This is a genomic window from Streptomyces sp. NRRL F-5122, from assembly GCF_001507435.1.
GTDB lineage: Bacteria > Actinomycetota > Actinomycetes > Streptomycetales > Streptomycetaceae > Streptomyces > Streptomyces lannensis.
In genome coordinates this window covers 1-13,247 of record NZ_LMWH01000005.1, presented here as the reverse complement: position 1 = coordinate 13,247, position 13,247 = coordinate 1, and the positions used below count along the sequence as shown (strand labels likewise).

The following is a 13,247-nucleotide window of genomic DNA, read 5'->3' as shown; positions in this document are numbered from 1 at the left end:
GGCGGTGACGGTGTTCATCAGCTCGACCGGCAGTGGTTCACCCAGCAGCGGCGCGCTCGTGATCACACCCTCGTTGCTCATGCTCCCAGGATAACTCCACGGCTAATGGATGCGATCCGTCCCATTCATTTGTCGGCGACAGTGCGGCAGCGCCTGCACTGCTCGCGGTAGCCCTGTGCGGCCGGCGCGGCCAACAGCGTGTCGCGGTGGGCGGCAGTGCTTGTACGGAGCCACCACGCTCACTCCGGCCGGGCGGCTCGCCTCGGCGAGGGTGAAGCCGTGCGGCCCGCGCTCGGCCACGAGCTCCGGCGTCGCTCGCAGCAGGGCACTGCGCAGGTCGCCGTGGTGGTGACCGGTGGGACGCCGCTTGACAGGTGAGCTCACGTGCCTAAGGTTAATACCACTCACCAGGTAAAAGGCATTAACCAGGAGGATCCATGGCCACCGCTCCCGCCTACCGTTTCCACCACATCAGCCTCTCCGTGGCCGATCTGCCCGCACAGGAGGGCTGGTACCGAGCCGCCTTCGGTCTCGTTCGAGTGGAGGAGCGGCTCGAGCTTCCCGACGCAGGTGTGCGTACCGCCGTGCTAGGCGACTCCGCCGGCCTGCGCGTGGAATTCGTCGAGCGATCCGGATCCACACCGGTCACCCACAGCGACCCCTTCGCCGCCACCGCCACGCAGACCTTCACCCACCTCGCTCTCCAGGTGCCCGACCTCGACGCCGCCTTCGCCCGACTGGTCGACGAGTGCGGCGCGGGGCGGGTGTCGCCGCCCTCCCCCGGCGTCACCGACGGCATGCGCTACGCCTACGTCCACGACCCCGAGGGCAATCTCATCGAGCTGATCGAGGTCGCGGCCACCTGACAGCTCGACAGCCCCCGGGGCACGTTGCCCCGGAGCCGAGGACCATCTCGGACGTCACCGTCATCGATGCGGCGGACCCGCTGCGGAAGTCGACTTCCGGCGCACTCAACTCACCCTTCCCGGTGCGGTCTTCAGACGCGTCGCCCAATGCGGTTGTTCCACGGCGGCCCCGCTGGCAAGGTCATGCCCTATGCCTTCCTTCTCCGCCCACGACGGAACCGAGCTCGCCTACCAGGTGCTCGGGGACGGTCCTCCCCTGGTCTGCCTGCCCGGAGGACCCATGCAGGACTCGGCGTACCTCGCCGAGCTCGGCGGTCTCTCCGCGCACCGGCAGTTGATCATGCTGGATCTTCGAGGCACAGGACGATCGGCGGCACCGAAGGACATCGCCTCCTACCGCTGCGATCGGCTCGTGGACGATGTGGAAGCTCTCCGTGAGCACCTCGCCCTCGACCGGATGGATCTGCTCGCGCACTCCGCCGGCACGAATCTGGCGCTGCTGTACACGGGGCGACACCCGGCACGTGTCGGCAGACTCGCGCTGATCACGCCGAGCGTCGCCGCGGTCGGGGTCACGATCACCGGGGACGTGCGACGCGAGACGGCACGGCTCCGCCGGGCCGAGCCGTGGTTTCCGGCGGCGTACGCGGCTCTGGAATCGATCGCCTCCGGCCCGGCGACCACCGACTCGTGGCAGGACATCGCACCGTTCTGGTACGGCCGCTGGGACGAAGCGGCCCAGGCACATCACGTTGCGGGAAACGCGCAGCGGAACAGCGAAGCCGCGGGCGTCTTCGGCTCAGAGGGCGCTTTCGCTCCGGACGCCACCCGCACGGCGCTGGCGCTGTTCGGGCAGCCGGTGCTTCTGCTCGCCGGGGAGGTCGATCTCAATTCCCCTCCCCCGGCGGTGGCCGAGACGGCCCGGCTCTTCCCCCATGCCGAGCTGGTCGTCCAGCCCGGCGCGGCTCACTTTCCGTGGCTCGACGACGCCGACCGTTTCACTGCCGCCGTCGCGGCCTTCCTGGGGTGAACGAGCCCGGCCGTCGAGTCCGACCGAGCGACCAGGCCGCATCCGGCCCGCACCGATGCCGTCGCCGCGACCCCCTGCCCGTTGCGCGACCTGTCAACGCCAACGGACGGAGCTCTCCCGGACGGGAGTACCCTCCGGTCCGTCGGCACCGGGCGGATGTCCGCGTGAAGCGCCCGCGGGGTGTTCCCCAGGCGGAATGATCAACGGGCCCGGCACTGCCGCGGGGTGGGGCGGCGGCCGCTTCCGCCACCTCACACCATCGGTCGAACGAGCACCTGGCAGCTCCTACAAGGTTTGCCGGGCTGCGTCCCGGGCACCTCCGACGCCTGGAGCAGGCCGACTCGGACACACACGCGGACCGTGCCGACGCGGAAATCCCGCGCCCGCAGCGCACGCCCCGCCCCGTTCAGGTCGCAATATCACCCAGACATGCAAAGAGTCGGACAAGTACGCATAACGTACGGTGTGTTTCACACGGTGGGCCCAGTCCGCCGTGCCGGAAGCGGCTCTGAAGCCCGCGGCCCCAAGCGGTCCGGGAAGCACCTAGGGCAGGAGAAAGATCGATGACAGCACGTGTCCGGTGGCCGCGGGGCCGCCGCTCAGCAACCCTGCGCACCGCGGTCCCCTTGGTCACTTTGGTGCTGGCCTCGACCGCCTGCGGTGAACCAGCCCTGCACGTGGGCTCCGAGGACTCCCGGCCGTCAGCCACCAGCCAAGGCGCGACCACGCCCCGGACCGCGACCCCCCGGACGCTCAGCCCCAGGCCCGATCTCAGCTCCGCGACCGGTGAGGCCCCGTCTGTCACCAGCGCCACCCCGGCGGCAACCACCACCACCTGCACCGACCGCTACTTCAACGGCATGACCACGGCCCAGCGGGTCGGGCAGCTCTTCATGGGCGGCGTCTCCGCGGCCCGCCCCGACCAGGCACAGCTGCGCACTCTGCGGGCCTACCACGTGGGCTCCATCATGCTGACCGGGCGCAGCACCGCCGGAGTGGCGGCCACCAGGAAGGTGGTCGACGCCATCCGGAGCCAGGCGGACCAGGTCGCCGGCCGACGGGTCGGGATGCTGGTCTCCACGGACCAGGAGGGCGGCCGGGTACAGGTGCTCAGCGGCCCCGGCTTCTCGACCATGCCCAGCGGACTGACCCAGGGAAGCTGGTCGACCACGACACTGCGCGCCCGGGCCGCGGACTGGGCCAAACAGCTCAAAGCCGCCGGGCTCAACGTCAATCTTGCCCCGGTCGCCGATGTGGTTCCGGCGAGCCTCGGCACCCGCAACCGCCCGATCGGCTTCTTCAACCGGGAGTTCGGTCACACCGCCGACGTCGTCTCCTCGCACAGCAACGCCTTCGCCGCCGGTTTCGCCCAGTCGGGCGTACTGACGACAATCAAGCACTTTCCGGGGCTGGGCCAGGTGATCGGCAACACCGACACCACCGCGAACGTCGTGGACTCCGTGACCACCGCCAACAGCTCCAGCATCACGCCTTTCCGGAACGGAATCCGGGCCGGTTCGCCGTTCGTGATGGTCTCGCTGGCCACCTACAGGAAGATCGACTCCAAGCACCTGGCGGCCTTCTCACCGACGGTCATCAATCAATTGCTCCGCACCCAGCTCGGCTTCAAGGGCGTGGTCATCTCCGACGACCTCGGCAACGCCGTCGCGGTGCGGTCCTTCACCCCCGCCCAGCGCGCGGTGAACTTCGTCTCGGCCGGCGGGGACATGATCCTCACGGTGAATCCGAGCACCGTCCCGGCCATGGCTCAGGCCGTCCAGACCCGGATGCAGCAGGACGCCTCCTTCCGCGCCAAGGTCAACGCGAGCGTCCACCGCGTGCTCGACGCCAAGTACAAGGCCGGCCTGCTCACCTGCAGCTGAACCGCCGGTGAGGCCTTTCGGCGTCCCGGACACCCCCCCGAGGATCAGGGCACACACAAGAGGCCTGCCCCTGTCGGCGATGCGACCGCGTCGCACCATCCGCCCGTTCCGCCATGGCCCGCAGGCCATGGCGGAACGGGCGGCCTCACACCCCGGCCCCGTCCGGCAACGGATGATCGCTCTGTCAAGTCAGCGATCTAGAAATATTGCACCTTTTAACGCCTTTTTACCCATAAAAGTCATAGAATCCCTATGTAATTGTTGAAAACGAAACGCGAAGGCAGCCGCCAAAGGATGCTGCCCACCCGCCCCACCGTTCCTGCGTACGGGAACCCCGCTCATGCACGAGACAGGCACCCGACAGAGCCCCGAAGGACTCGCCGAGGCACTGGGAGACGCGGCTCTGTTGGTGTTGCGTCACCTGATGACCGGCGGCGACCTCAGTCTGACCAGCGTCTCGACACTGGACAGACTCTGTCGGCACGGGCCTGCCCGGCTCACCGAACTGGCGGCGGCGGAGGGAGTCGCTCAGCCCTCGATGACCCAGCTGGTCCACCGCCTGGCACGGATGGGTCTGGTGCAGAGGGTCCGGCACCCCGGCGACCGCCGTGTGGTCCTCGTCGCCGTCACCAAGTCCGGCCGGGAACTGCTGTCCCAACGGCAGCGGGTCCATGACGCCCGTCTGACGGCGCTGCTGACCACCCTGTCCGTCGAGGACCGACGTGCTCTGAGCGCGGCGATGCAGGCAGCACGCCCCCTGCTCCGGCAGCTGCTCCTCAACGCCACCGCACCACCGCGCCGGGTCGGCACGGCGACCGCCTCAGCGACCAGCTCATGAACGAACCGACGTCGGACGCCGAGCGCGAGGGCGAAGAACGGAGCAGCGCCCTCCGGCCAGGAATGCGCGACTCATGGGCGGACGGTGCGGAGCCCCGGGCCACCCCTCACCCTGTGACCGGTCGACGGCTCGGCGGCTCCGGCGAAGAGGAGGCGCCCCGGATGGCGAGGCTCTGGCACGACCGACGTCCGCAACGGGGTCTTGTCAGCCTCACGGCCGCCGCCGGCGCGCTGCTCGCCGTGCTGATCGGCGCCATCTTCGCCGCATTCATCTGGTCCGGGAACAACGTGCGGGAAACCGGGCTGGCCGAACGGCAATCCCACGCCGCACTCAGCCAGAGCCGCTTGGTCGACTCCCTCGTCCTCGACATCGAGACGGGTCAGCGGGGGTTCATCATCACCCGAGACCCTCATTTCCTCGAGCCCTGGAAAGCCGCCCAGGCCCGATTCCCCGGGCAGGCCGCAAAACTCGTCCGGCTCAGCGAGTCCCCTGCCGAACGAAACCTGGCGGTCCAGATCAGCCGGGCGGGCCGGTCCTTCATCGACACCTACTCGACGCCCCTGGTCGACGAGGCACGGCACGGCAACCCCCAGTCGAGCAGCCTGACGGCGACAGTGATGGGCCAGAAGAAGGTCGATGCGCTCAGGCACATGTTCGACCGCTACACCGCGACCGAGCAGTCCGATGTCGCGGCGCGTGAAGCCGCCGCCGACGCGAGCGCACGAAGGGCGACAGCCGTGGCCTCGGCGGGCTTCGGCGCTTCGGTCCTGCTCATCGGCACATACTCGGCGTACGTCATCCGGGTGATCGTCTGGCCGGTCCGCACCGCCGCCGCGGTGGCCACGCAACTGGCCGTCGGCGACCTGAGCGCCCGCATGCCGATGACCGGAAGGCGGGAGATCGAACAGTTGGAGACGGCCTTCAACACCATGGCCGAGTCGTTGGCGAGCAGTCTCGCCCAGGCCCGGCGGGCCCACGGTCGCCTCAAACTGCTCTACGACTCCAGTGTGGCCGTCGGTACCACCCTGGACGTCACACGAACCGCTCGGGAACTGGTGGACGTGGCGATACCCCGGTTCGCCGACTTCGCCACGGTCGACCTCGCGATGTCCGCACTGCGCGGAGACGAACCGACCGTAACCGGCGACACATCCATGCAGCGCGTGGCCGTCGGCGGCATCCGCCACGACTCACCCCTGGAGCCGGAAGGCACCGTGATGGCGTGCCACCGGCCGCCCACCGAGGGGTCCCCTTCCGCGCCGCAGCCGTTGCTCGTACGCGATCTGAGCACGTGCTCCGCGTGGCGGGGTGACAGCCCTCAACAAGCCGAGCGCCTCCTCGCGTACGGCATGACATCCCTGATCACGATTCCCCTGACCACCCAGCACATTCTGCTGGGAACGGTCACCTTCTGGCGCTCCCGGTCCGCACCGTTCGAGAGGCAGGACCTCATCGACGCCGAGGGGCTGGCGGTCAAGGCCGCGGTCGCCGTCGACAACGCCCGCCGCTACACCCACGAGCGGGACAGCGCGCTGACCCTCCAGCACGCTCTGCTGCCGCAGCGGCCGGCCGAGCAGCCCGCCGTCGACGTCGCCTACCGCTATCTCCCGGCGGACACCCGGGCGGGTGTGGGCGGGGACTGGTTCGACGTCATCCCCCTGTCCGGCGTACGGGTGGCCCTGGTCGTGGGCGACATCGTGGGGCACGGCATCCACGCCTCGGCCGCCATGGGCCGTCTGCGCACCGCGGTGCGCACCCTCGCCGACGTCGACCTCCCACCCGATGAGCTCCTCACCCATCTCGACGATCTCGTACTCCATCTGGAGGACGCGCCGGCGAACGGCGAACGGGGCGCCACCTGCATCTACGCCGTCTACGACCCGGTCTCCCGGCACTGCACACTCGCCAGCGCCGGCCACCCCCTGCCCTTTGTCATCGCCCCCGACGGCACGGTGCAGGAGATCGCCGGGGAGATCGGTCCTCCGGTCGGGGTGGGCGGCCTGCCCTTCGAGAACATCGAGCTGGACCTGGCCGAGGGCAGCACCCTGGCCCTGTACAGCGACGGCCTGGTGCACTCCTGGGAGCGTGACTTCGGCGAGGGCCTCGCCATGCTGCGCAGTGCGCTGGCCTCGTCGCCGGGCTCGCTGGAAGCCGCATGCTCCACCATCTTGGACACCCTGCTTCCCGGCCCTCCGCAGGACGACGTCGTCCTGCTGCTGGCCCGTACCTGTGTGCTCACCTCGGACCGGGTCGTCACCTGGGACATCCCCGCGGACCCGGAGGAGGTGTCCCGGGCACGCGCACTGGCCGTCGAGCAGCTCGAGGCCTGGCGGCTGGACGAGTTGTCCTTCGTCACGGAACTGGTGGTCAGTGAGCTGGTGACCAACGCGATCCGTTACGGCGCCCCGCCGATCCAGCTGCGCCTCATCCGCGACACCGCGCTCATCTGCGAGGTCTCCGACAGCAGCAACACCGCGCCCCATCTGAGACGGGCACGCACCTTCGACGAGGGCGGCCGAGGACTCCTGCTCGTCGCCCAGCTGACCCAGCGCTGGGGCACCCGGCACGCCAAGAGCGGCAAGACCATCTGGTGCGAGCAGTCGCTCGCCGCGCCGGACCACGCACCCCGCACGAGCGAGGAACCGGACGACGGAACGCCCAACCCACGAGCCTGAGCGTGGACCCTGCCCTCCACCGCACCGAGCGGAGCCGTCGTGGAAGGCCTTCATCCGGTCAGGCGCGTGTGTGGGCCCGCCGCCTCTCCGTCAGCACCGCGATCGCCCGTTCGCACCAGTCACGGTTGCCCTGTTCGAAGGCCAGGCCGCGCATACACGTCAGGTAGGGCCCGATGCGGTCTCCATGACGCAGGAACTCCTCTTCCGTACGCTCACCGCGCATACCGCGCAGCAGTTGGCCGAACAGGTCGATCTTGGCTGCGGCAATGGAAGCGCGTTCGTCGAGTTGTGCGATCAGCGCTCCGAGATCGACGTCGTCGGCGGCCTGCACCTTGACGAGGAGGTCGTCGCGGATGAAGGGGGGTTTCGCGGAGGCGGCCGTGAAGTCCTCCAGCTCCGCAAGCCCTGCCTCGGTCACGCGAAACAGGCGCTTGTTGGGCCGGGCGTCCTGCACGACCTCACGACCCGCGATCAGCCCGTCCCTCTCCAGCCGCGTCAACTCGGCGTAGAGCTGCTGCGGCTGGGCGTACCAGAAGTTGGCCACACCGAGGTCGAACGACTTGGCCAGCTGGTAGCCACTGAGCTCCACGTCGAGCAGTGCTGCCAGCACCGCGTGCCGTAGCGCCATCGCTCGCCTCCTTCGTACCCCTGTCGCCGGACCCGCCGGCCATGGTAGTCATAAAATTGACTAGTCACATTCATGACTATCCGAGAGAGCGAGCCGGACCATGGCCACCACAGATCGTTTCCGCGACGCCGTCGACAACCGCGACCTCGCGGCCCTGGAGGACCTCTTCACCGAGGACATCCACCTCTACAGCCCCGTGAAGTTCACGCCCTTCGAGGGCAAGCAGATGGTCTTGGGCCTCTTCGGTGTCCTGTTCCGCACGTTCGAGGACTTCCGCTACATCGGCGACCTGTCCGGTACGGCACAGACCAGCGGTGACGGCACGTCGGCCCCCTCGACGATCCTCCTCTTCCGCGCCAAGGCGGGAGGCAAGGAGATCCACGGCATCGATCTGCTGCATTTCGACGACGACGGCCGGATCAAGGAGTTCACCGTCATGGTCCGGCCCCAGTCCGCCGTCCACGCCCTGGGCGAAGCCGTCCTGGCCGGCCTTGTCTCGGCCGGGCTCGCACCTGCACCCACCGGCCGGTAGACGCGCCCGCCGAGCCGCAGCGGCGCCACGCTTGCGGGAGATCCACCGCCCGGGACCGGCCGAGGCGCGGGGGCCCCGGTACCGAAGGCGATCAACCACCGCCGCCGCACAGGCGGTACGACGGACTCCCGCGCCGCCTGCGGGCGAGTGCGCCGGGGCGACTGCGTACCGATTCGCGTTGAGGGGACCGTAACCGGGAACACCTGCCGAATTGAGTAGGGTGAGCCGCCACGGTGCAGGACGGTGGGGATGACGCGAAGGCTGTCCATAAACGAGGCCGTGGGCCTGCTCGAAGTCGAACTGAGGGCGGCCCAGCAGGCGCTTTCCGGTCTCGGCACGGAAGACGCTTGGGAGGCCTTCCTCCGCTTCGGCCGCCGGTTGTTCGACGTCTCGGATGCCCCTGATGCCGATGGCCTCCTCTTTCAGTACGGGACCTACTCGTTCGACGGGCCTCCGACGTTCACGGTGGACCTCACGCGGCAGTTCGCGGTCTCCGACGACGATGGTGCTCACGACCATTACGTGCAGGTCCACTGCGAGATCCGATACGGATCCGAACCTGCCCTCGAAGCCCTGGGGAGCTTCGACTCGTGGTTCTTCCACGGTGCAGGAGCCGATCTCGGCGAGTGGGCCCGCGAATTGACCGAGCGATGGGCCTGGACGACGGTCGGAACGTTCAGACCGACGGAGATCAGGGTGTTTCAGGAGCGGGTGTAGCTGCCCAAGCGGCCATGGGGACAGGCCGACGGCCCCCATCGGATGTGGCCCTCACCTCGAATGGGGGTGCATCCGCGTCGGTGGGGTGCGAGGGCGTCGGGACCGGCCGCGGTTCTGGTTGCAACCCGGCAAACGTTCCCGGTCACAGCACTGGCCACTGGCGGAGGCACGGACCGCGCTCAGCTTTCCCGGTCGCTGAGCGGGAATCAACGGAAGATCCATATGCCGAACGCAGGCATGACGATCGCCTACATGCTCATCTCGGCGAGGGGCGCGACCGTGTTCTTCGCTGTCAGTGACTGGCCGGTGGGAGTCCTGTTCGACGGCCTTCGCCATCTACTTCTGCCACTTCTTCACGACGATCGGTGTCGGCGTGGCCGAGCGCGTGCTCGGACTGGTCCCCATCCTCACGGGCGCCTGGCTGATGTACCTGACGTACGCGGTCGTGGTGAACTTGTGCCTCGGCTACCACTGGCCGGTGTGACACGAGCCGGTGGCCGCAGGCGAACGCCCGCGGCAGTCCGACTCGACGGGCGCTCCGCACGGGTCGGTGACGCCCGACCTGCGGGAGCGCGCGCCGGGCGCCGCGGAGGCGCCGGCTGCGGGCTGGATCGGGAGGGGTTCCACCTCGCCGGACACGGTCACGGCCCCGGAGGTCCGGACATGATTGCCGTGAAGCGGATTCGGCTCAGGCAGTGAGCGCGCTCACGACGAGGACGTTCGAACGAGATAGACCGTGTAGTCGCGCTTTTCCCCGTTGACAAGGATGTAGCCGCGAGCATTCTCGTACGCGCCGGTGCCACCCGTGATGGCCGTTTTCCACGGCGCCGGAACACCCTCACGTGTGACGGCGAGCGTGTTCTGCCAGGTGACCTGTCCATTATCGAGGTTGTAGACCCCTGAACACAGCTGGGTGGTCGGGTTCTCCGGGGTGGGCTTCAAGGGCCCTCCGGCCTGGGTGCACATGGTTGCGGAGAAGCCGTACTTGCTCCCGTTACGAGAGAGCTTTTCCGTGATCAGAACCTTGTTGCCCACTCCGGTTTCCGGATCTCCGTCGTTGAGCCTTTTGGTTCCCGTCAGGTCTCCGTGCAGACGGATCACTTCGTAGTGCCCCTGAACCTCATTGGCCATGGGCTCGAGGTTCGAGGGTGAAGAGGCATGGCATCCGAGATCGGTCAGTGCGAGCACCGAAGCAGCCATCAAATACCACCGTGAGATGGGCACAACCGTTCCCTTTCTGAGGGTGATTACTTACCGCGATGCGAGCACGCATCACGGTATACGGCAGCATCAACACGTAAACGCAATCAGAGAGGCTGAAATCTTCGTGTCGTAATGCACCGACGGCCCGGCATCCGGTGCCCTGTCCACAACGGTCGGCGCGGCCCACATATGTGCTGCGGCGCCCCCGGTCCGAGAACGGCAATTGAACAGACTCTCGGATGGACCGTCACACCCGGGCCGCGCGCCCGCGCCACCTGAGGGGGTACACCACGGTCCGCGGCGCTCCCCAGCGCCGAACGCTCCGGGTTGCGCGACGGTGTGTGCCGTCGGCCGCGGAGCTACGACCAGCCACTTCCGACCCACCTCCGAGGCCGTGCGCTTGCCGTTCCGCCGCGTCGCGTGATCGGATGACGGCAGCATCGCGTGCCGGTGGCGGACGGCGTCAGGCATGGAGGTGCGGAACCGAAGGGACTGCCGTTCGTGGCTTCCCACGACCGCGACCGTACGGCCGCATTCAGTCTCCAACTCGCAGAAGCACATCAGGAACTGCGTCACCGGATCAACGAGATCAGAACGGGCCTTGGACAGCGCCGACTGGGTGACGACGCACTCCTCACCCACTGTCTGGCCTTCTGTGCCGCATTGACAACACACCACCACGGCGAGGACGACGGAATGTTCTCGCAGTTGTTGCTCGATCGCCCGGATCTCACGGCGACGGTCGCGAACCTTGCCGAGGATCATGGAATGATTGCCAGGATCCTGACTCAGGTGAGCGAACTCGCCGACCGTGCGGCCGAATCCGGCGGAGACGTCATGGAAGCGATCGGGCGTGAGCTCGACGGATTGGCGGCGATCATGGAATCCCACTTCGGCTACGAAGAGCGGACGATCAGCGAGGCGCTCGACGAGGGAGTAGCCGACACCGGATGGTCCGACGACGTGTTCCGGTTCGGCGCGGCATGAAACGGCCGTCCACGCGCAGGGCGGCACTGCCCGAAGCGGGTGACACATCCATCAACAGGACAGCATGCGTCGGTCAGATGGAGGGGCGGACAACTCGGAAGGCGCCGACACCGTCCTCGCTGTCGGACGTGGATGCCGGAAGTCCGCCGATCCGTAAGGCCTGTTGTCTCGCCCCAGCGGAAAACTCCAGGCGCGCGCTGACAGTACGGGGGATCATGAGACATGCGCCCGGATGACTGGCACCTCACCGAAGACCTGGAATTCTTTCTCACCCGAGCCGGAGACTTCCTGCATTCGCGCCCGGCCCTGCACACCCTCCCGTTGACGGTGACCGAGACACTTCGCACACGCGGGCTGGATGCGTACGGCGCCGAGGCTCCGGCCTTCGGCTGGCTGGAGCGGGCCGGTGAGGTTCGCGCGGCCTTCTTCCGCACCCCGCCCCACCGTCTGAACCTCACCCCCCTCACTCCCGAGGAGGCCGACGCTCTTGCCGCTCACTGGGTCGGCCTCGACCGCCCCCTCCCCGGCGTCAGCGCGGACCACGACACCGCCACCGCCTTCGCCGAGGCCTGGCAGCGGCACACGGGCGCGACGCCGACGCTCCACGAGCGGCAGCGCCTGTACCGCCTCGGTACGCTCACACCACCGCAGCCGCTCCCGGACGGCCGGGGTCGAGTCGCGGGCGAGCAGGACCGCGAGCAACTCATGCTCTGGCACCGTGAGTTCGCCGCCGCCATCGGAGGGGTCACCTCCACCGACGCGGGCTCCTGGGCCGACGCGCGCATCGCCTCCGGACGCGTCACGTTCTGGGAGACGCCGGACGGCACCCCCGTTTCCATGGCGGGCGTGAGCCCGACGGTGGCCGGCCAGATCCGGGTGGCGCCCGTCTACACACCGGCCCACCTGCGCGGCCGCGGTTACGCAGGCGCCGCCACGATCGAGGTGAGCCGAGCCGCGTTGGCCGCGGGCGCGGCGCATGTCCTGCTGTTCGCGGACCTGGCCAACCCCACCAGCAACGGCCTCTACCAGCGGCTCGGGTACCGCCCGGTCACCGATTTCGCGATGTACGACTTCGAGTAGGCGCGGGTGGAGGCCCGGTTCGGCGACGTGGATCCTCTGCGGCCCCGTCAGGTCGCCGGAGGGTCACCGGGCCGACCAAGGGCTGTCGAGTGCGACCAGTGGCCGGTGCGCCGGGATCGGTACCGAGGGGGAAACAAGGCACTGGGACGCGCTCCACTCCCTCTCCCGGCTCCGCAGGACGACGGCTCGGTCTGGGCAGGCCATCGGCGATCACGGCAAGTGGGTCGGCGACGGGCGGTCACGGGTCCGTCCGCTCAGCGGGCCATCCAGCGGTCCATCTCCCGTGCCCGTAGGTCGAGCGCTTCGACGTTGTCGTGCGACGCGGTTCGAGGGTTGCCGGAAACCTGCATGTCGCGTTGCGGGTCACCGCACCTGTGGTCCGGCGCCGGTTCGGGCACCTCCACCTCGATTCCCGCTCGCCGCGCGAGTGTGACTGCCGTCGCCGTGAACCCCTCGGAGAGCGCGCGGATGACGGAGTGCCCCGTCCGGCAGTACCAGGCGGCCAGGCCGCGCACGAACACCGCGTACACGGCCGGATCGATCTCGAATGTGTCCGGGTCGCCCCAATACCTGCCCTGGCCGATTCCCGAGGGCAACTTGAGCTCCGCCTCGAACACCTCGACCTGCCTCATGAAGAGGCGGCCCGCACCGTTCGAGGGGTTCCACAGCGTCTCGTCGCCGGCGTCGAAGTACATGCTCATCGCCGATCCCCCGTTATCTTCTTTGCGGTCCTGCAAGAGGGCCGCTGGCCTCCGGGCCCGGCATGGCTGTTGCCCCCTGTCGAACGGATGACCTGGGGGGTGGTGTC

13 protein-coding genes are annotated in these 13,247 nt (G+C 68.6%); 10 read left to right on the top strand and 3 right to left on the bottom strand.

Going from position 1 to position 13,247, the window contains the following annotated elements; translation table 11 throughout:
• Positions 1-437 precede the first annotated feature (437 nt).
• The 5 genes from ADL25_RS03255 (at position 438) to ADL25_RS03235 (ending at position 7,292) form a co-directional block, all read left to right on the top strand.
• Positions 438-866, top strand: coding sequence for a VOC family protein (locus tag ADL25_RS03255; protein ID WP_059126076.1), 429 nt, complete (start codon positions 438-440; stop codon positions 864-866).
• A gap of 190 nt (positions 867-1,056) precedes the next feature.
• Positions 1,057-1,896, top strand: coding sequence for an alpha/beta fold hydrolase (locus ADL25_RS03250; RefSeq protein WP_059126075.1), 840 nt, complete (start codon positions 1,057-1,059; stop codon positions 1,894-1,896).
• Between the two features lie 563 nt (positions 1,897-2,459).
• A complete protein-coding gene (locus tag ADL25_RS03245) occupies positions 2,460-3,779 on the top strand; it encodes a glycoside hydrolase family 3 N-terminal domain-containing protein (RefSeq protein ID WP_059126074.1) in 1,320 nt (439 codons plus the stop codon).
• Positions 3,780-4,119: 340 nt separating this feature from the next.
• A complete protein-coding gene (locus ADL25_RS03240) occupies positions 4,120-4,617 on the top strand; it encodes a MarR family winged helix-turn-helix transcriptional regulator (protein WP_059126073.1) in 498 nt (165 codons plus the stop codon).
• Positions 4,614-7,292: a SpoIIE family protein phosphatase gene (locus ADL25_RS03235; RefSeq protein ID WP_079050144.1), complete on the top strand. Its 2,679-nt coding sequence runs from the start codon at positions 4,614-4,616 to the stop codon at positions 7,290-7,292. The genes ADL25_RS03240 and ADL25_RS03235 overlap by 4 nt, the downstream gene beginning before the upstream one ends.
• A 58-nt stretch (positions 7,293-7,350) precedes the next feature.
• Here ADL25_RS03235 and ADL25_RS03230 read toward each other — a convergent pair whose 3' ends face one another.
• Positions 7,351-7,920 carry a PadR family transcriptional regulator gene (locus tag ADL25_RS03230; RefSeq protein WP_059126071.1) on the bottom strand — a complete coding sequence of 190 codons (570 nt, stop codon included), beginning with the start codon at positions 7,918-7,920 and terminating at the stop codon, positions 7,351-7,353.
• Positions 7,921-8,020: 100 nt separating this feature from the next.
• Here ADL25_RS03230 and ADL25_RS03225 point away from each other — a divergent pair, with 100 nt between their 5' ends.
• The 3 genes from ADL25_RS03225 to ADL25_RS03215 all read left to right on the top strand — a co-directional run bounded on the left by ADL25_RS03225 (position 8,021) and on the right by ADL25_RS03215 (position 9,653).
• Positions 8,021-8,452 carry a nuclear transport factor 2 family protein gene (locus ADL25_RS03225; protein WP_059126070.1) on the top strand — a complete coding sequence of 144 codons (432 nt, stop codon included), beginning with the start codon at positions 8,021-8,023 and terminating at the stop codon, positions 8,450-8,452.
• Between the two features lie 249 nt (positions 8,453-8,701).
• Complete coding sequence (locus ADL25_RS50220; RefSeq protein WP_234380381.1) at positions 8,702-9,169, top strand: hypothetical protein; 468 nt, start codon at positions 8,702-8,704, stop codon at positions 9,167-9,169.
• Between the two features lie 295 nt (positions 9,170-9,464).
• Positions 9,465-9,653 carry a hypothetical protein gene (locus ADL25_RS03215; protein WP_059126069.1) on the top strand — a complete coding sequence of 63 codons (189 nt, stop codon included), beginning with the start codon at positions 9,465-9,467 and terminating at the stop codon, positions 9,651-9,653.
• Between the two features lie 221 nt (positions 9,654-9,874).
• Here ADL25_RS03215 and ADL25_RS03210 read toward each other — a convergent pair whose 3' ends face one another.
• Positions 9,875-10,369: a hypothetical protein gene (locus ADL25_RS03210; RefSeq protein ID WP_147318060.1), complete on the bottom strand. Its 495-nt coding sequence runs from the start codon at positions 10,367-10,369 to the stop codon at positions 9,875-9,877.
• A gap of 504 nt (positions 10,370-10,873) precedes the next feature.
• Here ADL25_RS03210 and ADL25_RS03205 point away from each other — a divergent pair.
• The gene (locus ADL25_RS03205) at positions 10,874-11,359 is read left to right on the top strand and encodes a hemerythrin domain-containing protein (protein ID WP_059126077.1); all 486 of its coding nucleotides are present in this window, start codon (positions 10,874-10,876) and stop codon (positions 11,357-11,359) included.
• A 222-nt stretch (positions 11,360-11,581) separates the two neighbouring features.
• The gene (locus ADL25_RS03200) at positions 11,582-12,439 is read left to right on the top strand and encodes a GNAT family N-acetyltransferase (RefSeq protein WP_059126067.1); all 858 of its coding nucleotides are present in this window, start codon (positions 11,582-11,584) and stop codon (positions 12,437-12,439) included.
• A 254-nt stretch (positions 12,440-12,693) separates the two neighbouring features.
• On the opposite strand, the gene ADL25_RS03195 is transcribed toward ADL25_RS03200, so the two are convergent.
• Positions 12,694-13,140 (bottom strand): DUF6086 family protein, encoded by a 447-nt coding sequence (locus ADL25_RS03195; RefSeq protein WP_059126066.1) that lies wholly within the window; start codon positions 13,138-13,140, stop codon positions 12,694-12,696.
• Positions 13,141-13,247: the final 107 nt, after the last annotated feature.